The organism is Paenibacillus sp. NPDC056933 (assembly GCF_042674385.1).
Taxonomy (GTDB): domain Bacteria; phylum Bacillota; class Bacilli; order Paenibacillales; family Paenibacillaceae; genus Paenibacillus.
The window spans coordinates 649,330-671,362 of sequence record NZ_JBHUQN010000003.1 but is presented as its reverse complement, the minus strand read 5'-3'; the positions used below and the strand labels follow the sequence as shown (position 1 = coordinate 671,362).

Below are 22,033 nucleotides of genomic sequence, written 5' to 3'. Positions count from 1 at the left end.
TTGCAAAAAGGTTGAGCCTTTCAGGATTTACACTGGAGCACTACGAGGACAGAACAATCTTTCGATCGCTGTTATCCCCGGATTTTTTTGATTCCCTTTATCAAAGGGTAAAATCACGGTGATAAAGGCGACCGCTCCGCTTCTCCAGCTTTATTCTGTCCTCTCCGTTATCGTGTAAATAGAAAGTTCAAACATTCAAACAAAAGATTAAGAATTGTAGTAGTAAAGAGAAAGGCGTCTCCATTGGCTTGTTGCCCTGGAGACGCCTTTTACGTTTATAGATTTAAGTTTACAAGTTAAGTTTATAACCCTAAATTTGTAAACTTGAGCTTAAAGATTTTAAATTTACCTTTGCCTACCGCTATGCTCACCTTATGCCTTTGGCAGTTGGAACGAGCTCTTCAGGGATACGACCCGGTTAAATACCGGACGGCCTGGCTCGGAGTGTTTCGGATCAACACTGAAGTAGCCGTGACGAAAGAATTGGAATTTATCCTGAGCTTTCGCTTCCTTCATCTCTTGCTCCACAAACCCTTGAACCACTTCAAGCGAGTTCGGATTCAGCTGATCCAGGAACGTTTTCTCCGGTTGTTCTTCCAAAACCTCAGCTTCTGCCCCTGCTATTTCCACTTCCACATCTGCTTCCGGCGCCTCTGCCAAGATTAATGGCTCATACAGGCGGAATTCAGCCGGTACCGCTTGAGTTGCTTCTACCCAGTGGATCGTTCCTTTGACTTTACGACCTGTGAATCCACTGCCACTTTTCGTCTCCACATCATAGGTACAATGGATTTCGGTCACATTGCCTTCTGCATCTTTAATCACATCGTTACATTTAATGAAGTACGCATGTTTCAAACGAACCTCGTTGCCAGGGAACAAACGGAAGTATTTGTTCGGCGGGTTCTCCATGAAGTCGTCTTGTTCAATATAAATCTCACGAGAGAACGGAATTTGGCGACTGCCCATCTCCGGATTCTCCACATTATTCTCCGCTTCCAGCCATTCAACTTCTCCTTCAGGATAGTTGGTGATGACTACTTTGAGCGGGTGCAGAACAGCCATCGTGCGCGGAGCTTTCAGTTTCAGATCTTCACGGACAAAGTGCTCCAGTGTTTGCAGATCGATGACACCCTGACTTTTGGAAATGCCCGTTTCGAACACGAAATCACGAATGGCTTCCGGTGTATATCCCCGGCGGCGCAGACCCGAAATCGTTGGCATGCGCGGATCATCCCATCCATCCACATGACCTTCGTCCACGAGCAGTTTCAGTTTCCGTTTGCTGGTCACCATTTGAGACAGGTTCAGGCGACCAAACTCATATTGATGCGGTTGGTTCTCCATCTCACATTCGGCAACAACCCAATCATAGAATGGACGTTGGTCCTCAAACTCCAGGGAGCAAAGGGAATGGGTTACCCCTTCAATGGCATCTTCGAGCGGATGTGCGAATGCGTACATCGGATAGATGCACCATTTGTCACCCGTATTATGATGATGTGCATGAGCAATTCGATAAATGACCGGATCACGCAGATTGATGTTCGGTGAAGCCATATCAATCTTGGCGCGCAGCACTTTCTCGCCGTTCTGGAACTCGCCTGCACGCATCCGTGTGAACAGGTCGAGATTCTCTTCTACAGTCCGGTCACGGTACGGGCTGTTCTTGCCCGGCTCTGTGAGCGTTCCACGCATAGCGCGAATTTCGTCGGCGCTTTGGTCGTCGACGTATGCTTTGCCTTTTTGGATCAGCAGGACAGCACGATTGTACATTTCATCAAAATAATCAGAGGCAAAACGTTTCTCGCTCCACTCGTATCCGAGCCATTTTACGTCCTCCTGGATCGATTGTACATACTCCACATCTTCCTTGACCGGGTTCGTATCGTCGAAGCGAAGATTCGTTTTGCCGCCAAATTCGCCACCCAGTGCAAAGTTAATCCAGATCGCTTTGGCATGGCCGATATGCAGATAACCGTTCGGTTCCGGAGGAAAACGGGTAATGACTTCCTGGACTTTCCCTGACCGGAGATCTTCGGTAATAATATTTTTGATAAAGTTAGGTGGGGTTGTACGATTGTCCACAGGTATCAAACCTTTCATGAATTGATTGGAACTTTCAGTAATTGCAACGCGTTTCATATAAATATACCTTTAACGAGGGAGGAGTTCAATAAATAACGCCCCAAAGTCAGGATCAGTTATACACAAGATAGGCCCAAAACCATTTTGACGGGTTCGCGCGAATCATGTAGCATGATAGAAAAACAGAATTTAAGGGAGGGTTTCCCATTGAACGCGCTAAAACTGAGCAAAGAACAACAGGATGAAGCCATACGCACCATCCAGTCGTATTTCGAAGAGGAACGCGGCGAAGAACTTGGCGATCTGGCAGCATGGGGTATGCTGGATCTATTCATGACCCAATTGGCTCCCTACATATATAATCAGGCACTGAGTGACGCACGTTCTACGGTGAATCAACGCATGGCCTCGATGGAAGAAGACCTGTTTGCATTGGAGCGCAAGCTACCGAAAAAATCCCGATAATCCATTATTTCAAAGAAAGAAGGTTGCACTCATGTTTACCTATTCATTGGATGAATATACCGAACTCCGCCCACTTGCCATGGAACACACCAAACCGTTGTTCGAACTCACAGACCGCTCGCGGGATCAGTTGAGACATTGGTTACCGTGGGTGGACCATGTGACCGAGATTGAGCACACTTCAAACTTCATTACAAATGCGTTGAAACAGGGAGCTGAGAACGGCGGCTTCACCGCAGGTGTATGGCTGAAAGGCGATCTTGCAGGCGTCATTGGCTTCCACGAAATTAACTGGACCAACCGCTCTGTCAGCATTGGATACTGGCTTGGCAAAGGTTTTGAAGGCCAAGGCTTGATGACCAGTGCATGTCGCGTTCTGGTGGATTACGCTCTGGTTACACTGGATCTGAACCGCGTTGAGATTCGTTCAGCAACCAACAATAAGCGGAGCCGGGCTATCCCTGAACGCCTTGGATTTGTCCTTGAAGGTGTTATTCGCCAGGCTGAGAAGCTTCCCAAGGGCTATGTTAACCATGCGGTGTATGGCATGCTGCAGCATGAATGGGAACTTTTACGCTAATCAGACTTACATAATTTGAATTACATCATACGGAGAACAGTGATATGCCCCATACCTGTGAGATTTCCAGACATAGGTGAGAGGCTTTTTCCTCCCAATGCATGAATCAACTCAAAGCCCCTCCTTCTCCACAGTACGTGGATAGGAGGGGCTTTATCTTTATCCTATTTTCATATTGATGCATCCGTATAACTTGGAACCTTTAGATCAGGCTTCTTCCTAGAGTGCACGCACCATGCCACCGTCCACCACAAGAGATGTACCGGTAATGTACGTATTTGCTCCTGATAAGAGGAATACGACCGCTTTGGCAAACTCCTCGGGTTGACCATAACGTCCCAGTGGAATATCCTTACGGAATTGTTCGGAAACCTCTTCCTCACTTATTCCGTTCTGCTCTGCACGCGCTGCGTCCAATTCCCGTATCCGATCGGTTCCGATCCGACCAGGCGCTACCGTGTTGATCAAAATGCCATATGGCGCAAGTTCCTGTGATAACGTCTTCGCAAATCCGAAGACACCCGTACGGAACGTATTGGACAAGATCAGACCGGGAATCGGCTGTTTTACGGAAGTTGAAGCAATGTTCACGATATGTCCGCCATTCTCCTTCATGTAAGGAAGTGCACCGCGAATCAGTCTGACGTAGCTAAGTACATTTAATTCAAATGCACGTTCCCAATCTTCATCGGTCAATGACTCGAATGTTCCTGAAGGCGGGCCGCCTGAATTGTTCACCAGAATATCAATCTGCCCATATAGTTCGCCTGTCTTGCGGATCAGAGCATCAATATCTTCTTTACGCGTCACATCCGTTGCACAATATTCGACACGTCCGCCACCACCAAGCGCCAGCAGCTCCTGCTTCACCGCTGCAAGCTTCTCTTCGCTCCGGCTGGCGAGCATAACGTCAGCACCTTCTGCCACCAATTGGGCAGCCACCGCTTTGCCCAGTCCTCGACTGGATGCAAGCACCAGCGCCTTTTTACCCCGAAGTCCCATGTCCATTGCTATTCCTCCTTCAACAGTTGACCCTATCCTTTTCTCTGTATAAAATAACTCATCAGAATATCGTCCACATATTGGCCTGCAATATAAAATTCCGACACCAATCTGCCCTCCGTCACGAATCCGCACCTTGTATAAAACGCAATTGCTCCCGGATTGCTGGATAACACCCGCAACCTAAGTTTGCTGATCCCGTGTTCATGAGCATGCTGCTTCATGGCATCCATCAAGGCCGTAGCCATACCACAGCGACGGTCATGGGGATGCACCGCGATATTAATCTCGTATACATGACGGTTGACAGGCATCCCTGTCGCCGGATGAAAGCCCACATAACCACATACCCGCTCTCCCTGAACGGCAATCAACTGACTACCGGGAGGACAGTGCTGCAAATATTGCTGTCTGGATCGCCACTGCAATGGCGCCGGGGAGGTATGTTTATCCCATACCATGGCGTCCAGCTCCATCAGTTGGGCTGCATCCTTGATCTCGGATGGACGAATGGTAAATGTATGGCTGGTAAGCATAAAAATTCAACCTTTCGTGCAATAGTCAATAACGCTTGCTCGGTGCAGCGTTCTGTAATAACATGGCTTATTCGTTTATATGGGCGTTTTGCAGCTGTACATGAAATATGATGCAAATGTTCCTTTGCCTTATATTGTAGCATAGCCTCAGGCTTGACTAAAATTTCACGCAATGGATTGCAATTTAATGCTTAACCTTTCCGTAACGTCATCCTTTATACTAAATCGATAATATACTGATTCGATAAGGAGGTGCACATGATGAACATTAAGGAAGCCGCTGACAGACTCGGCATATCAGCGAGAACCATTCGCTTTTATGAGGAAAAAGGACTGATTTCCCCCGCCAAACAGACAACTAACGGGTATCGCACATACACCGAGAATGACATCTGGCGGCTGCAAACCATTGCAGCCCTGCGTGAGATCGGGATGTCGCTTCAGGATATCACCCAAGCACTCGGCGAGATTGATCAAGGCAATCAGCAGCGGCTGGAAGAATATCTGGAGCTCCAGCAAGCCGTCATGTATGCCCAGTGGGTCGAGTTAAAACGCATGCTGGATACGACCCAGCGCATGATTGATCTCAACCGCCAGGACGGGCCGCTGGACGTTACCCATCTGCATGATCTTGCAGACAGTGCGCGCCGCCTCAGGGAAGCCCGGCAGAACTGGCACGACCGCTGGAACTACGACACCCAGGCGGCAATCCATGATCAACGAGTACAGGCGGAGAATGGTCGTATGCCCGGACAAACTGCATCGAAGGTCATAAATGAATCGAGACCTGGAGCCATGCGACCAACAGATGAGCCGGATCAAGAAGGCGAGCCAGATCATAACGGTGATGAAGTTCGCATTGATAAGAATAGCTGGATAGTACACAAGCTAAACAGCGTTACAATGTATTCAGAAGATACAGGATTAGGATTAGGGTTAGATTCAGGGTTAGGTTCAGGAGTAGGTGCAAGGCCGTTCAATATATATGACAACTATAACGAGGCCTTGGAACAGACTGCAGGCTGGATCTCCCCTGTTTCCGGTGAGAAGGGGCTGGACATTGGGACAGGCACGGGCAATCTGGCGGGCAAACTGTTAGAGCGCGGCGCAGCGATGACCGCCATCGATCAATCCCGGGAGATGCTGCGTACATGCCGCACCAAATATCCAGAGATGCATGTGAAGCTTGGCAACTTTCTGGCGTTGCCTTTTGCCGACCAGTCCTTCGATTTTGTCGTATCCAGCTTTGCCTTCCATCATCTAAGCTCAGACCAGCAGCAGTTGGCGTTACAGGAGATGCAGCGAGTGTTAACTGCACGTGGACGGATCTGCCTGACAGACCTGATGTTTGTGGATGCAACTCACCGCCAGACGTATATCCAACAGGCTGAGGCAGCAGGTCATGAGGACCAACTGCACACGATAAGGGAACGTCATTTCCCACTGCTGGACGAGCTGTGCAGCTGGCTGGAGGGCGAAGGCTATGTTACAAAGCATATCCGCCATAATGCATTGTTGCACACGTTGCTGGCCGTTCCTTTGCGGTGAAAATTATTTTAATGAGTATCGTCGACCTACAAGAATAGTAACCAAAAAAGACGGAGAATCTCTCCGTCTGGATTTTGATAAAAAGATGAATACAATGAATTATAGCAGAGGCTCTCTTGGGTCTTTCCTCATCTGTTCAATCAGTTGTCCAACGTTTGAGCCTATTGCCTCTCCCAGTCGATGAACGTCCTGTTCTAGTTGTTTCTCTGCTTGAATAGCTCGATCCACGTTTTCCTTCAATACATCAAATTTCAAAGCTGTTTTGGGATTCATCCCCGAAAGTTCAGAAAAAAGCTTGCTCGTAAAAGAATGTGCTTTACTCACTTTTTCATTTTTTTGTATCTTGTCCCTTTCGGGATCTATATAAAGAGTAATTGCATCTTCATAGTGTAATATCAACCAGGTTTCAAAACATGGACTTGTAATGGTCAGAATATTTTCTTCGCCAGCTAACTGTAAAAATTCCAAGTACATCTCTTTAGTTTCAAAACTGTCACGGTCAAACACAATGACGAACTGATCGATCAATTTATCATACGATCCGGACTTAATGAGTTCTCCTTTTTTCTGTTGGATTAACGCCAATAGTTTTGAAGGATGACTATAGTCTCGGATTTCACCTTCTTTACTCAAAATAACCATCTCAATCAGATTGTTTATTCCCAATTCTTTTCGATGAGTGTCTACCCCTTTAAAGTATTGCTTCTCGGTATTGGCTCCTTCAAATATTAAATAATATCTCTGCAAGGGATCTATGCTGATCTCATCTTCATATCGTGTTGTCCATGATCGTAATTCTCTTAGCGGACTCATTAGACTTCACCGTCTTCCGAAAATGGAAAAATTTTCAATATAGGGATCCCACCATAGCGTCCATCGAGATAATTTTTGCTTAACTTTTTATCATACCGTTCTTTAAATCGATCCAGGGAGTACAAGTGCGAGATATTATCTTTATTTCGTTCAACAAACCAGATTTCGTCCCTTCGCAGCAGATTCTGGTCCATGATGGTAGATTCATGCGTAGTGAAAATAAGCTGAGTATGATTGTTCTTTAAAATTTCAAAAAACAATTCAATAAATTTATAGGTTAATTTGGGATGAAGGCTCCGCTCCAATTCATCAATTACGTATACTTTGTTTTTCTTATTACTGATCAGTATGTCTAGCAAATCAAATAGACGCCGAGTCCCATCCGACTCTTCATCAAACTCAAAGTCACTAAATGACTGCGCGCCATGCTCCAACATAATCGTAGTAATAATAGGTTCCTCTCCCGGAACGCCTTTGATATTATAAAATGCATTCCTTGTTCGAAGCGACATCATTGCATTCTTGTTATGATCAGAGTTTTCAAGCTTGTTTTTGAAACTAGTGAGTACTTCCTCTAGCAGTTTACTAGGGAGCTTGCTCTTGAGATCAGAAAGTGAGATCTCCTCAATCTTCACTTTTGATATGCCTGTATCAAATAAATCAATAATCTGATTGATTTTCTGATTACCGTCATCTCCATAAAAATACTCAAAATCAGTGATCGGCTGATCTGGAAAGATAGTCACAAGATCTTCCTCAAACCACTCAAAAACATCTTTAAAAAACTCCAAACTTGATCCATTTTTAATCTTTTTGTTCCTATTCATTTCTTTAAGGAACAATCCTGAGTTATTATCTTCAAAATCCAAAGTATAGGTTTTAAACTTCATCCGATCCATCTCATCTAACTTTATCCTGTCACCAAGTTCTATGCGTTTAATTTCAGTTTCTCTTTCAAAAAGCATATGCTGCAAATCCTTACCAGGAACCAATTCATATAGCCATTCGGATTTAATTATACGGTCGAATAGATTCATGCTAAAGCCATATGCATAAAATTTATTGTTTTTAAATATTTCGAATTCAAATGTTGAATCTCTGTTAAGACCATCTGATACTACTCTGCAGTACATCTTATTTGCCTGTAATGGTACTCGATTTGTAATGACATACTTTGCAAACTTCATCGCTTCAATTAAATTACTTTTTCCGGATGCATTTGCCCCATAGATTGTGGCAGTTCTCAGTAACGAAACTTTATCAAATGAAACAACATGTTCTTTATTTTTTTTAATTTTTTTGGCAGGAATCATCGTTAATTCTTGTTTGTCACAAAAAGATTTGAAATTTTCCACACTGAATCGCACGATCATTATTCTCACTCCTTTTTCAGGGGATCTAAACTTAAAACTCCCTCTACTTATTATATCCATTCAAGAGGAGGAAATAAACTTAAAGAGATTTTTTCTCTTTAATATTCAAAAAAAGATTATATGTTACCTGCTTTTGATACACCATATTTTAATGTTATATCCATCAAACGAGTTAAAGAAATCAGTAAAAACCTTTATCTAATCTACTTTATAGGTGGATTAGATAAAGGTTTTTTTGAATGAAAATGGAGATGTAATTCACTATTTTAATTTTTGAGTTTACATATAAATTTCAACAATCGTGCGTTCCGAAGCATTACGCGCTTGTTTGAACTCATCCAGCGAGATACGAGCTCCACCCTGACGGTAACGGTTCGCCGTTTGCTCGGTGCGGATGTCCTGGCCGTTCACCGCTACACGGCTCACAGCACCTTCATTCAAGTGATAGATAAACGTTACCGGCTCCCCTGCATATTCGAATTCGAATTGCATGCCATCCAGCTCAGCTGGCAATACCGGGTCAATCACCAGATCTCCGCCTTCCTGACGAATGCCAAGTGCGTTCGAGATCAGTTGGTTCATGTAGATTCCAGGGCCGCTGGAGTAGATTCTCCATCCACCTTTTACCTGTACCGTTCCTTTGCGTAGTTGATCAAAATGCTCCTGCGCCTCGTACCGTGTGTTGAACTTGCCGTCGGAACTGCTGAAATACGCGTTCGCCTGACGAATCTCCGCATTAGGTACAACTTCGCCGATGCCGACAGGGTTAATCATGGCGAGCCCATTCCACACCTGATCCGTCTTGCCGAGCTTCGCCATCGCTTCAACGTAACGGATATGAGCGTGTACATACTGCAAACCGATCTCACGTCCGAAGTTGGACGCTTGCTCTGCCCGCTTGAAGTGACTGCTCACACCGCCTGCATATTGAGCTGGGCGATTCATCAGACGTACCCCATCCGGGCACAGGAACTGCTCACGAATCAGCGCATAATGTGACTCAGCCTGTTCTGCATTCAGCAATTCACCGATCATGCTGCGTGTCATCGGCAGAAGGCGATATTGAATGCCTGTCTCCGTATCTGTTGGGTGAAGCATAAGCTTCGCCTGATCCGCTTCTTCCATGTATACGAAACCTGGAATCACATCTGTACCCAGCATGTAACGATTAAAGTCTTCACGGATGCCTTGAGCCAGAACGTCCAGTTCATTCGCAAATGCTGCGTCCTTATGTTGCAGCGCCTGTGCGAGCACATTTACAGACTGATAAGTCAAAGCAACGGTCCAGCTGCTCACCATGTATTGTTTGAGCTGTGCATTGGCTGGCTGGAGCGTATCATCCCAGTCCCCATCACCGTAGGAAGACAGGAATGTGTCATGCAGGAAGTGGGAGCGGATGTATTCAATCTCTTTTTTCGCGTGATCCAATACCGTCGCTGTTTCTTCCGTGAACCCAAAGCTGTGCTTAACGGTATAAGGCACTTTCTCGTCCAGAATCGCATAGTCGCGAGTCGCTGTCAGGTAGTCCGCCAGCACTTTCAGCGGCCATACGATGATATCACCGTGGCTCTCTTCCTGCTGAATCGCAAAATACTTGTCGAACATGAACCATTGCGGCCAGTTGCCATCATCTTCATATTGGTGGGTATAGACCATTTTGATGATATCGCGAACCTGCTCGTATTTTTGCGTTGCCATGAAGTATTCAACCGGACCTTGGCATACATCCCGAGTACCCCATGCCGCGCCGCCATACTGCTCCAATCCGTGAGGCACGGAGTAGTGAACCAACATGTTGTGTGTGTACCACCAAGCCAGCGCGTTCACTTTGAACAGATCCTCTGCACTTTGACCCTCACCACGAGACAAACGGAAACCGTTCATTACGCCTGCGAAGAACTCGCGGTACTTCTGCACTTCCTCTTCAAAAGTAAGACTGGAGCCTGCTGCGACAGAACCATCTGCCTCGTTTGCTTGACCTTCCAATACCCCTTGTACTTTCAGCGTCCATTCTGCACTCTCTTCCAGACTAAGGGTAACCAACGATGCAGACCCACTGCGGATACCGCTCGCCAGCAGCGTTTCGTCTCCAACATTTACGGCTGCGCCATCCACCGACATGCGGTATTGCAAGTCTGGATACGTTCCGGCACTAATCGCTTGCGAATCAGCCTTGAAGATCAGCGTATTGCCATCCTGCGTCATATGCAGTGGATACTCGTATTCATTGACATTCATCGTAATTTGGTTGGTTACCAGATAGCGATATGCTTTGCCACTTGTCGAGCGTACGTTCATGCTTACTTCGGTCGTGTGTGCCCCGGTGTAGTTGGTCACGATAATGGTATCGGACTCGGTTTTATAGATCCAGCGTACATAGTTGAAGCCGATTTCGAACAGAGAAGGCATGGTCAGCAGACGATATTGTCCGTCCATTTCCACATAAATGCGTTGTCCAGCCGTCTTCGACACGTTCAATGCGTTGCGGGCATTACTGATCATTTTATTAAAATTGGTATTACCAATAACGAGCTGTGAGTTGAAAATACCGTACATATACGACGTTGTCGTAATCACTGGCGCACCAAGCTGTACGTTGCCGCCACTCATCAGAATATGGCCGTGCGGACGCTCTACGAGCATTTCTTTCGCTTTCAGGACGATATGTTCATAGCTGCCCGTAAAGAAGGACAACAACGAATCATCGTTATGCTCTTCCTGATGACGATCAGGGAACAGATCATTAATCTCTTCTTGTGTCAAATCAAGTGCAGCAAGCGGTTCACCCAAGAAGGATGACAGCTTCACCTGTTCCAACGTCTCACCGCGCTCAACAGTCCATGCTTGTACTTCGTTCCATGCCGCAGTCACTTCATCCCCGAATTCCAGTGCGGAGATTCCGGCAGGATGATCTGCTTTGGCCAGTCCGTAGAAGACCACTTGGGCTTCCCCGTCCAAGTTTACACGCTCCGATTGCAATGCTGTATAGGCAAATTCATACTGGTACGTCTCATTGGCCAGTGTATTATGGCTAAGACTCTCAGGCTGGTTCGTTTCCTTGTAAGACAGACCAAAGAATTGGAATCCGTCTGTAGAGTAACCCACTGCCTTGGTCAGGGAACCTTGCTGCATGTAAGGGAAAGCACCGCCCTGAGGCTGGTTTTGACGGGAACATACCACATATCCCTTAGCTTCATCCTCGAACACCGTATGGTCAATATACTGCGACAGATAGGCTTCATTGCTGCGTACGGCACCTGGATCAGCAAGACCTACATCTTGTCCATATACCACGTCAACGTTATGTTGTTGTCCTGTGAGCTTCACATCCCAGAACCAGACACCTTGTGTTGTAGCTGTAAACACAACCTGATAGCCAATGCCTTGCTCTTTGCCTTCAAGCTGTACTGTACCTTCCCAGATCAGTTGATTGCCGGATTGCGCTTTGCTTGTAATCACTTTGCTGTTCGAACGCACACCCAGCAGTGGGAACGAGCTGATGTTCTCTCCCTCATGTACACGCAGGTACAGGTTATTCAAAGATCCATCAATCTGGTTGCTGAGCAACTGATTCAACATGGTCGTACCGGACTTGGCCTGATACAAGTCCCCACTGTTCAAAAAGGTAAAGGATAAATCCCCGGCAGTCAGCCGGATTGGTTCATTAATCATCGTTGCCATACTATTCACTCCTTCAATTAGTATAAAATCGAAACGTTTCGATACATCGGAAAAAGAATAGGGGGCCTCTGCGAAGTGACCTTGACTGGCCCATTCGGACGGTGATCCCCATCATTTAACTCTCCATTCAAAACTTCTAGCCCATCAAAAACAGTTACTCAAGCCACATTCCCCACCGACAAATCACATTTTAGGCCGGCTAAATTCCTGACTCTACCTGCAGCGATCGCACAGATTCACGCTCTACCAGATCAATGGTTAATGTGTACGATGGATTCACTGCTTCTCCATTCAGCATCTGGAAGAGCAAATGCCCTGCCAATGAACCCGCTTCGTGCTTGGGCTGCCGCACCGTTGTAAGCGGAGGATGAACATATTCGGACAGTTGAATATCATCAAATCCGATAACCGAAATGTCATTCGGTACGGATATTCCGCTCTCTTCAAATGCCTTCAGTCCACCAATCGCCATTTCATCATTCCCGTAAAATACGGCAGATGGTAGCTCGCCCTGCATAACCATCATCTTGGTTGCACTATATCCGCCCTCACGTACAAAGTTACCGCTTAGACGCCATTTGGATTTCTCTTCAAGGCCAGCCTCCTGCATGGCTCGCAAATATCCTTGATAACGGAGAGCATTATCATAAGAATTGGATGGCCCACTGATATAGGCGATGGTCTTATGCCCCTTCTGAATGAGGTGCCGTGTAGCCAGGTAACCACCTTGTTCCCCATCCACCAGCACGTTGACCAGATGATCACTCGACAACTGCCGATCCATCACAATGATTGGGAAACGCCCCCCGGCAGATTCCACCAGGGTATCATCATGGATGTTATGAGCCAGGATAATAGCGCCATCCACTCTTTTTTCTTGCAAGAAACGAACCGCTGTGGAGTCGCGACCTCCCATAGAGCTGCAAGCAATTAGATCATATCCGTTAGCCAGCGCTACGTCCTGTACGCTCCGAATCAATTCGGAGTAATACGGACCCGACAGATCTGTAAGAATCAACGCAATCGTGTTCGTTCGGCTCCGCTTCAGGTCCATGGCAAAGCCGTTTTTGCGATAATTCAGTTCCCGTGCTGCCTCCAGCACTTTTGCCTTGGTCTTGGCACTTACCTTGCTGTCCCCATTGAGTGCATAGGAAGCGGTCGAGAGCGCCACGCCTGCCAGCTTTGCCACATCCTTAATCGTTGCCATTCCACGTTCGCTCCTTCTAACTTTCTTGTTACCTATCATTTTATACTGTACATGGTTGCAACAACCACTCATCCCTATTCATTGTCCAACGGAAGTTACATCCACTTCCGATTCATCGAAACGTTTCGAGGTATTTCCAAAAAAAAATCTCACTTCACGTCTTTTAAGCATCACTGCTGAATCTTATACCCTTTAATTGTAGATATAACTTGGTCGAGAGACCATATTTCAATATTGGACTAGAGGAAGAATTCATTATAAATCACAATGAAGACACCTGTAAACCATAGATTGAAACGTTTCGACATTTTCATTATAGTCGGAGTTGATAGCGATTTCAACCTCTTTATCCATTTTCCACGGAAATATGTGAAAGGAATGATTTGGGTACCTGCAACATGCCTTTGTGGTATTATACTGCATATTAGTCCAATTCACTATAAGGAGTCCGTTAAGTTATGAACAATCTGGTTCCAAACTTTCATAAATCGTCCCAGCTCCAAGCTGGGCGCTTGCAGGAAATCAGCACTGTTCCTCCGGCGATGTTTAGACTGTGTCACCTGGCTCGGCTCCATGATCACGAATCTTACTCTCGTATAGATGAACTCTGGAGCAATAAGCATGTTCTCTATGTCATTACCTCGGGTCAGGCAAGGCTGATTAGTGATCATGGACATTTGATGGTTAATAGCGGCTCGGCTGTCATGCGTCAAGCGGGTACTTTACTTCAACATGAAAGCAAACGCGGTTCACTATCGCCGGTTCAGGGCATTGCCATTGCCTTTGATCCTGCTGATAACGAACAAACTCTCTGGCCATTTGGACCTCCTGCTGCCATTTCGAGTCGCGTCATTATCGAACTGGTCTCCGACCTCGTTCTGGCCTGTTCGCAAAGCAAGGAGTCCGGTCCGTTCAAACCCCATGCGTTGTTCTATCAGTTGCTGGATACTTTACGTGATCATGCTGTGCATTTGGCTCATGAAGACCATTCATGGCTCGATCTTGTGATTGCACACATTCATGAGATGGTTGCCTATCCCCTTACCCGGGAGCAATTAGCGAGAGAGGTGAATGTGAGTCCAGAGCATTTTTCACGAGAATTCAAAAAGCATACCGGACTTACGTTTGTGGAGTATGTTACCCGGCTAAGAATTCGAATTGCCCAGGAACACCTGCTTTTGGTCAATCCCACATTGCATGAACTTGCGCAGTTGACGGGGTACAGGGACACCTTTTATCTAAGTCGAAAATTCAAACAGATGGTAGGCTATGCACCGACATTATATCGGAAAATGCCAAAAAAAATCGCAAGTCTCACTTACAACTATACCGCCTCCTTGCTTGCATTGGGTCATATCCCTCATTTGGGTGCTGTCGCAGGATGGATGAAAGAAAAAATGGTTGAATACGGACCCGACCCATTCAAACAGTATTCTGAACATGAACTGATTAGTCGTGTGGATCTGATCGCGGACTCCCGTCCTGATGTCATCCTTGGTTATGCACCTCATTCGGGAATGGACAAATTACGGCAGATTGCACCAACCATTTTGATGCCCTTCGAAGAACTCGACTGGCAGGAACAATTCATTCATTTGGGACGTATCACGGGATTGGAAAAGAAAGCTCGTGCGCTATTAGACCGTTATGATACGCTTCAGCAGGAGGCCAATCGTACACTGGATCAGATGATGGGTGAACGTGGTTCAGCCGTATGCATATTCATGATTGGTGAGAGTGGGGCGTACATCTACGGTCACGGATGGGGCAGAGCTTCTCATATTTTGTATCACTCGCTGGGCTTCACCCCTCCTGCACGCATGGAGAAGGATGGCCAGCTGCTCACAGGTTACATTCATGTTCCGTTAGAAGAGATTCATCTGTATGCGGCAGATCATATTTTTATTGACTATGCCAGGGAATCGTCGGAGCAGCATGCTGTGGACAAGCTGTTCGCTCAGGAGTCCTGGAACGCCTTGAGTGCTGTCCGGGAAGGGCGACTGTACGAAATTGAAGCGAATATGTTTTATGGATTCGATCCCATCTCGGTTATGGAGCAATTACATCACCTCATGCACAAACTGACATCACATCTGTCCATACACTAGTCATCATAGATGTCCATGTACAAATATCACGTCTTCCTCTATGTTATTAATGAGAATAATAATCATTATTGATTATACATAGGGGGAACAATCATATGTTTGCTGCAAAAAAACGCTTTTCCGGCTTGCTGCTTATGCTCGCCATCATCATGATCCTGGCTGCTTGTAACAGTGGCACGGGTTCGGGCACAACGGAACAGACTGCGACAGGTTCAGAAGCCACAACAGGTTCGACCGAAACAGACACCGACTCTTCGTCCGGTTCAGGCAATTCGAAGGCTACGCGGATCTACAAGTCATTAAGCGGAGATGTTGAAATCCCGGCTGAACCGAAACGAATTGTTACGGATATGTACGTAAGTGATCTGCTTGCACTAGGTGTGAAACCCGTTGGTGCTATTCAATATTATTTGGAAAACCCGTTCTATGCAGATCAGGTGGAGGGCATAGAAAGTATTGGTGATCGGGGTGCTGTATCCCTGGAGAAGGTGATTGCGTTGGACCCGGATCTGATTATTACCTACTCTGACCAAGCCGAAGAAATTGAGAGCTATCAAAAAATCGCACCTACTGTGGTCATTCCCTACGGTACATTTACCAATGTAGAGGATGAAATTCGGGGGTTTGGAGAACTCATGAACAAATCCGAAGAAGCTGAAGCCTGGCTAAAAACATATGACGAACATATTGAAGCTGCTCGTGCTAAAGTCAAAGCGGTCATCAAGCCCGAGGAGACCTTCTCGATCCTCGAAGTATCAGACAAGAGCTACTATGGTTATGGAGACAACTTTGGTCGCGGTGGACAGGCCGTTTATCGTGCTTTGGAACTTGCACCACTCGAAATCACCAAGAAAGAACTGATGGGTGATACCCAGTGGAAAGAGATTTCACGTGAAGTCGTTGGTGATTATGCTGGAGACCATATTTTCCTGACCGTAGGGGGGAACAATAAAAATTACCAAGGCGACTCCATCTGGCAATCGCTCCCGGCAGTAAAAAACAATCAGGTATACGAATTACTGGAAGACCGTTACTGGTACTTCGACCCGATTGCAATTCAAGGTCAGGCTGAAGAATTTGCCGATATGATCGTAGAACGCGCACAGCAAAATCGTAAATAAGAGGATAGATTCGATATTCATTTCTTAAGATCGAACGTGACGCCCGGACAGGCCGATCAGCCTGTCTGGGCTTTTGCGTTATAAGAAAGGAGGATTTACATATGCTTCGCCGTTTCATGGCTTATTATCGTCCTTATCGGGGACTCTTTATATTGGATTTCTCCTGTGCGATTCTGGCTGCGCTGCTGGAGCTTGCGTTCCCTTTGGCTGTAAACAAAGTTGTCGACCAGCTGCTTCCCGCAGGCAACTGGTCCATGATATTAGCAGCCTGTGCCGGATTACTGGGCATTTACCTGCTCAGTTCCTTTTTCCATTATGCAGTCACCTACTGGGGACATAAGCTGGGCATTAACATCGAATCCGATATGCGGCGGGAGCTGTTCCAGCGCGTGCAGAAGCAATCCTTCCGCTTTTTTGATAACAACAAGACGGGGCACCTCGTCTCTCGCATGACCAACGATTTGATGGATATTGGCGAGATTGCGCATCATGGACCCGAGGACCTGTTCATTGCCCTGATGACGTTAGCTGGAGCCTTCGGCATTATGCTGGGTATCAACTGGCAACTGGCTGTAATGACTTTTATTATCGTGCCGCTGATGATCTTCCTGTCCCTCTATTTCAGCCGCAAAATGTCCAAAGCGTTCAAGCGCATGTTTGCGGATATTGCAGATTATAACGCACGCGTAGAGAACAATGTCAGCGGAATTCGTGTAGTACAGGCCTTTGCCAATGAAAAGCATGAAGTGAAACGTTTTGTGGAAAATAATGAACGCTTCCGCCTGACCAAACTGATCACCTACCGGATTATGGCGTGGAATTCCTCGCTCAGCTTCATTCTCATGAAATTTGTCTCGCTATTTGTATTGGTGTGCGGTACGTGGTTTGTCATCCAGGGCAGCATGACCTACGGGGAATTTATCGCCTTCGTCATGTTATCGAATGTGTTTCTTGGACCGATTCAGCAGATCAATTCCGTCATCGAAACCTATCCCAAGGGCATCGCCGGATTCAGACGTTACCTGGAACTGCTGGAAGCCGAGCCCGATGTAGATGATACGCCTCAGGCCAAACCCATCCCGCATGTGAAAGGCGACATCGCCTTCCATAACGTCACATTTGCTTACGGAGAACACAAACCTACCTTGAATCAGGTCAGTCTGGAGATTCAGGCAGGACAAACGGTTGCGCTGGTAGGACCTTCGGGTGCAGGCAAATCCACACTATGCAGTCTCATTCCACGCTTTTACGATGTGGATGCGGGGCATATCTCCATTGACGGGATTCCGGTAAAAGATATGACGCTGGAGTCACTGCGCTCTCATATCGGGATTGTGCAGCAGGATATTTTCCTGTTTGACGGATCGATCCGCGAGAATATTGCCTATGGGAAACTGGATGCACCGGATGAAGAAATCTGGCAAGCCATCCGCCGGGCCCAATTGGAGGAGCTCGTCCAATCCCAACCGGAAGGACTCGATACCCTAATCGGTGAACGAGGCGTTAAATTGTCTGGCGGACAGAAGCAACGTCTATCTATTGCTCGCATGATACTAAAAAATCCGCAGATCCTCATTCTGGATGAAGCGACTTCTGCACTCGATACCGAAACGGAAGCCGCCATTCAGCTGGCTTTATCCGAGCTTGCACAAGGACGTACAACGCTGATTATCGCCCATCGACTCGCAACAATCAGACACGCGGATCGCATTGTGGTTGTGGAGAATGGCGGCGTAGCAGAACAAGGCAGCCATGATGAACTTTTGGCGCGTCAGGGCTCATATAGCCGATTGCATCAAGCCCAGTTTGGATAGGTTGAGAAGTAATGAATCAATAACATACTATCCTAAACTTCGTGATTACTTGGCGAATAGAATGATTGGAAGAGATGTGCCGAAAGTGATCTCTCGCTCTCGGGGGTCAAGGTACTAACGAATCGACCGCGCCCTATAAGGAAGATTATTGAGGATTGTAATGCAAGATTGCGGGCAATTCTCGGAAATAACTTCTCTTGGATTCATTAAACTGCTGACCTGTGGTAATTGGCATGAATAGCATGTGCTTGATTCGTTAGACAGACAGTACAAACGCTAAAAGGGATGCCACGTCATGTTCATGACTATGGGACATCCCTCTCGTATTCAGATCCTATTCTGTGATAATCACATCAGGAATAGGATTTTATTTTTTTACCGCATGGATAAAATGGTTTGTTTCGAAGGCGGACAAGTCATCTGTACGATTACTGAAATAACGAGCCTGTATGTCTTCCGGCGATAGATGCTCATAGATGAGAAGTCCCGCATCAGCCAACAACCGCTCCATTTCCTTATAAGAGAAACAGGATTGCATCGGCTCGCCCCCCATCGCAGCCATTTTAACCATATTTTCAACCCGGTTAAACTTTCCTTTTTCATCAAAGAGATGCTCATCTGCATAATCCAGCACAATGGAGCTTCCCGTTGGAAAATCCGAAAATATATGCCGGAGCACGTTAGACAGATCTGTTTTGGTCAAATAATACGAAACACCCAGCAGACTGACCATCGTCTTTCGCTTCTTCAAGCCTTCTTCAGTCAAACGTTCATACGAGGGCTCACGGGTAAAATCCATTGGCACCCAATGAAGATTGTCTGGAATGATCAGCTTGGCCTGGTTCAGACGCTCCTGCTTGAATTGCTGTGTAGCCGGATAATCCACTTCAAATATCTCCAGAGTGTCTTCCAGTTCCGGATGCCTCAAAGCAAATGTATCCATCCCCGCGCCAAGAATGACAATCTGCTTCAATCCCAACGCGACTTCATGCAACAGCACATGCTCACAATAGGCGGCCCGAGCCAGTGTTATTGGAGATAACTGTACCTGGGTAATCCATTTTAGGATCTTATCCGGGTCGTCCTTGAGCTGATGAGCCATGTTCGGGTTGAAAAAATGGATGCCTTGAATCATGTTCTCACGGATATCCGCAAACTCTTGAGGAGTGATAAGCGCTTTGGCTATATAATCATTGAAAATAAGTGGTGTATCGTATTGGCAATGGTAGGCTCGGCCAAAAGCCGAAATCAAGGATGTAATGCTGGACTCATTTTGCTTCATATTTCACCCTCCCGTACAAACAAAAATAAGATTCCCCTGGCCAGGAGAACCTTAGTATATACGGAATATTTTTATATGTAAATTATAGCATAAAAATATTTTTTTGTCAATTTAAATTTACGGAATTAAAGGCACCTTGAAGTGATGCTTTCCACCTTTAGCTCAAAGTACCTTTTCAATTCATTATTACGAAGGGTTATTATATTTGTGCTGGTTGAAACATTTTAGCAAACAAATTTGCGGCTTCTTGACGAAGCATTGGACGGTTCGGTTCATAATTGATGGTTCCGTCTGCCGTGACCTTCACCTCCGGACCAAACAAGTTCACAGCAATGACAAAGCTCACTGCATCCTTCGCCCAGGAAGCCGGTTGTGTACCTGCTATTTTCACCTCCGCCGCAGGAGTCGGCATGGACAATTGTACATATTTCCACAAAATCGAAGCGGCTTCTTGTCTTGTAATCTCTCGATCCGGTTCAAAACGTCCGTCACCTACCCCCTGCACTCCCAAAATCTCCGCAACTGTCTGGATTTCCTTGGCTAACGGATGCCCTGCGGTATCTTTGAAGGTTACAGGATGATTAAGGGGCTTTATTCCGGAACCCTTAAGTAACATTTGCACATATTCGGCACGAGTCATTGCTTCTTCGGGTCTGAAGGTGTTCGAACTGTCGGTACTAATGACCTCCAGTTGTTTCAACAGATGAATTGCAGAGGAATAAGGGCTTCCAGCCGACACATCGCTATACTGCTGCGGTTCGGATAATTTCTGCATGAAGGTGTCTTGCAAACTGTAATAATAATGACTGATCTGACCATTGTCGCCTTCCTTGAATCCTACCAACGTCCCTTGCTCATCCTGAAACAACAATGGCTCCAACTGAGTTAACTTATGAACACCTGCCTGATCAGCTAGGTTCAAAGTACCATCCATACCAGCTGTAACTTTCGAGTTTAGCATGGATAACCGCAAACCTCCGTATGTACCTTCGAACTTGCTAAGTTGTTCCCTAGTGAGCCTCATAGGTGTGCCGGCAGGTCGCTCATCCGGGAAAAACTTCTGCATAAATCCACTGAACAGTTCCATACGGGGATCAATGGCTTCACCGTTAACAATAACTATTGCCCCAACGTTCTGTTCTGGCAACAGCCACATCCAAGAGTGATAGCCTGGAATATCGCCACCTTTTCCAATCACTGTCTGGCCATTATGCAGTTGTGTATATACGGACTCGAATCCGTATGACATTACCGGCATATCAGGGTTAATGCTGTACTGGGGGGCCTCCATATCTCGAACAGTTTCTTCCTTTAAAAAATTTGTATCCCCAATCTTGCCTCCGTTCAGCATCGCAATCATATAATTGGCCATATCGCTGCCGGTGGAGTACATGCCCTTGGTGGGATCAACTTCCGGATAGCTGATATATTCAGGAAGTGCATCACCTGTAAAATGATGACCTGTCGCAAGCCTTGAGCTTATCTCGGAATTCATTACAAAGCCTGTGCTTGTCATCCCAAGCGGCTTAAATATGTTGTCGTCCACATATGTTTCGAATGGCTGCTTGGACACTTTCTCCACAATGTAACCCTGATGCTGGAATGCGAGATTGTCATAACGATAGGCACTTCCGGGCTTGCTTACCACAGTTGGGACATATTCTTTAACAAAGCTGTCCAACGATACGCCTTCTGTTGTCCCAAAAACATCTGGAAAGTTATATCCGGTTGTATGAGTCATCAGATTTTTCATGGTAATCGGTGTACCTGTTTCGTTTTCGATCGTCACGCCTTCCATATACTTGGAAATGTCCTGATCCAAATCAATTTTACCCCGCTCGGCCAATTGCATTACAGCTGTCGTTGTAAATAATTTGCTTATCGACGCCATGTGAAATACTGTAGTTTCGGGATCAACGGGCTTTTTGGAAACCATGTCCTCATAACCATAGCCTTTGCTCATTATCACTTTGCCATCCTTAACAACAACAAACACCGCTCCATTCAGCTGCTTTTGTACGTCAGGTTGAGAAAAATATTCATCTGCGAACGCCTCTACAGACTGCGTTGTAATTGCATGGTTTGAACCTTGGGATGACTCCCCCTTGTTATCGAATATCATTTGTTTTTTTTCGGAGACTGGCGTTGAATCCTTTTCCGCATGGACTCCCAAACCTGGAGCCGTAGCCGTTAATGTCGTCAGCATTACAGTAGCAAGAAATACTCGCTTGGTTAGGGGCCGTTTATTTTTTTTCATATGTTCTCCTTTTAATATGATTTATTTTCCCTTCTATAATTTTATATTTTCACGTCCACTAACAACAACCTTCCTCAGCCCGGTATCCTTTATTACCCAGAACCAGGATGACACCTGTACCAAAGTAGAGGTATCTCCCCTCCTTTGGTCGGGTTTAT

15 protein-coding genes are annotated in these 22,033 nt (G+C 46.1%); 6 read left to right on the top strand and 9 right to left on the bottom strand.

Annotated elements, in window-relative coordinates; translation table 11 throughout:
• Positions 1–372 precede the first annotated feature (372 nt).
• On the bottom strand, positions 373–2,106 hold the full coding sequence (locus ACFTRD_RS23140) for a glutamine--tRNA ligase/YqeY domain fusion protein (protein WP_379384452.1): 1,734 nt from the start codon (positions 2,104–2,106) through the stop codon (positions 373–375).
• Positions 2,107–2,295: 189 nt separating this feature from the next.
• On the opposite strand from ACFTRD_RS23140, the gene ACFTRD_RS23135 reads away from it, so the two are divergent.
• Both ACFTRD_RS23135 and ACFTRD_RS23130 read left to right on the top strand, forming a co-directional pair.
• Positions 2,296–2,553 carry a DUF2164 domain-containing protein gene (locus ACFTRD_RS23135; RefSeq protein WP_379384135.1) on the top strand — a complete coding sequence of 86 codons (258 nt, stop codon included), beginning with the start codon at positions 2,296–2,298 and terminating at the stop codon, positions 2,551–2,553.
• Positions 2,554–2,584: 31 nt separating this feature from the next.
• On the top strand, positions 2,585–3,133 hold the full coding sequence (locus ACFTRD_RS23130) for a GNAT family N-acetyltransferase (protein ID WP_062321589.1): 549 nt from the start codon (positions 2,585–2,587) through the stop codon (positions 3,131–3,133).
• Positions 3,134–3,352: 219 nt separating this feature from the next.
• Here ACFTRD_RS23130 and ACFTRD_RS23125 read toward each other — a convergent pair whose 3' ends face one another.
• Together ACFTRD_RS23125 and ACFTRD_RS23120 are read right to left on the bottom strand one after the other, a co-directional pair.
• Complete coding sequence (locus ACFTRD_RS23125) at positions 3,353–4,141, bottom strand: SDR family oxidoreductase (RefSeq protein WP_379384132.1); 789 nt, start codon at positions 4,139–4,141, stop codon at positions 3,353–3,355.
• A gap of 26 nt (positions 4,142–4,167) precedes the next feature.
• Positions 4,168–4,671: a GNAT family N-acetyltransferase gene (locus ACFTRD_RS23120; RefSeq protein ID WP_379384130.1), complete on the bottom strand. Its 504-nt coding sequence runs from the start codon at positions 4,669–4,671 to the stop codon at positions 4,168–4,170.
• A 258-nt stretch (positions 4,672–4,929) separates the two neighbouring features.
• Here ACFTRD_RS23120 and ACFTRD_RS23115 point away from each other — a divergent pair, with 258 nt between their 5' ends.
• Positions 4,930–6,219, top strand: coding sequence for a methyltransferase domain-containing protein (locus ACFTRD_RS23115; protein ID WP_379384128.1), 1,290 nt, complete (start codon positions 4,930–4,932; stop codon positions 6,217–6,219).
• A 99-nt stretch (positions 6,220–6,318) separates the two neighbouring features.
• Here the strand turns inward: ACFTRD_RS23115 and ACFTRD_RS23110 are convergent, their stop codons facing one another.
• The 4 genes from ACFTRD_RS23110 to ACFTRD_RS23095 all read right to left on the bottom strand — a co-directional run bounded on the left by ACFTRD_RS23110 (position 6,319) and on the right by ACFTRD_RS23095 (position 13,293).
• Positions 6,319–7,032 (bottom strand): RloB family protein, encoded by a 714-nt coding sequence (locus tag ACFTRD_RS23110; RefSeq protein WP_379384126.1) that lies wholly within the window; start codon positions 7,030–7,032, stop codon positions 6,319–6,321.
• Complete coding sequence (locus ACFTRD_RS23105) at positions 7,032–8,405, bottom strand: AAA family ATPase (protein ID WP_379384124.1); 1,374 nt, start codon at positions 8,403–8,405, stop codon at positions 7,032–7,034. Before ACFTRD_RS23105 ends, ACFTRD_RS23110 begins: the two co-directional genes overlap by 1 nt.
• A 279-nt stretch (positions 8,406–8,684) precedes the next feature.
• Positions 8,685–12,086 carry a GH36-type glycosyl hydrolase domain-containing protein gene (locus ACFTRD_RS23100; RefSeq protein ID WP_379384122.1) on the bottom strand — a complete coding sequence of 1,134 codons (3,402 nt, stop codon included), beginning with the start codon at positions 12,084–12,086 and terminating at the stop codon, positions 8,685–8,687.
• A gap of 199 nt (positions 12,087–12,285) precedes the next feature.
• Positions 12,286–13,293 (bottom strand): LacI family DNA-binding transcriptional regulator, encoded by a 1,008-nt coding sequence (locus ACFTRD_RS23095; RefSeq protein ID WP_379384120.1) that lies wholly within the window; start codon positions 13,291–13,293, stop codon positions 12,286–12,288.
• A gap of 458 nt (positions 13,294–13,751) precedes the next feature.
• On the opposite strand from ACFTRD_RS23095, the gene ACFTRD_RS23090 reads away from it, so the two are divergent.
• The 3 genes from ACFTRD_RS23090 to ACFTRD_RS23080 all read left to right on the top strand — a co-directional run bounded on the left by ACFTRD_RS23090 (position 13,752) and on the right by ACFTRD_RS23080 (position 18,336).
• Positions 13,752–15,401 (top strand): ABC transporter substrate-binding protein, encoded by a 1,650-nt coding sequence (locus ACFTRD_RS23090; RefSeq protein WP_379384118.1) that lies wholly within the window; start codon positions 13,752–13,754, stop codon positions 15,399–15,401.
• A gap of 95 nt (positions 15,402–15,496) precedes the next feature.
• Positions 15,497–16,522 (top strand): ABC transporter substrate-binding protein, encoded by a 1,026-nt coding sequence (locus ACFTRD_RS23085; RefSeq protein ID WP_379384116.1) that lies wholly within the window; start codon positions 15,497–15,499, stop codon positions 16,520–16,522.
• 101 nt (positions 16,523–16,623) lie between these two features.
• On the top strand, positions 16,624–18,336 hold the full coding sequence (locus ACFTRD_RS23080; RefSeq protein WP_379384114.1) for an ABC transporter ATP-binding protein: 1,713 nt from the start codon (positions 16,624–16,626) through the stop codon (positions 18,334–18,336).
• 367 nt (positions 18,337–18,703) lie between these two features.
• Here ACFTRD_RS23080 and ACFTRD_RS23075 read toward each other — a convergent pair whose 3' ends face one another.
• Together ACFTRD_RS23075 and ACFTRD_RS23070 are read right to left on the bottom strand one after the other, a co-directional pair.
• Entirely contained in the window at positions 18,704–19,618 is a 915-nt protein-coding gene (locus ACFTRD_RS23075; protein WP_379384112.1) for a class I SAM-dependent methyltransferase, read from the bottom strand.
• A 199-nt stretch (positions 19,619–19,817) separates the two neighbouring features.
• The gene (locus ACFTRD_RS23070) at positions 19,818–21,875 is read right to left on the bottom strand and encodes a serine hydrolase domain-containing protein (protein WP_379384110.1); all 2,058 of its coding nucleotides are present in this window, start codon (positions 21,873–21,875) and stop codon (positions 19,818–19,820) included.
• Positions 21,876–22,033: the final 158 nt, after the last annotated feature.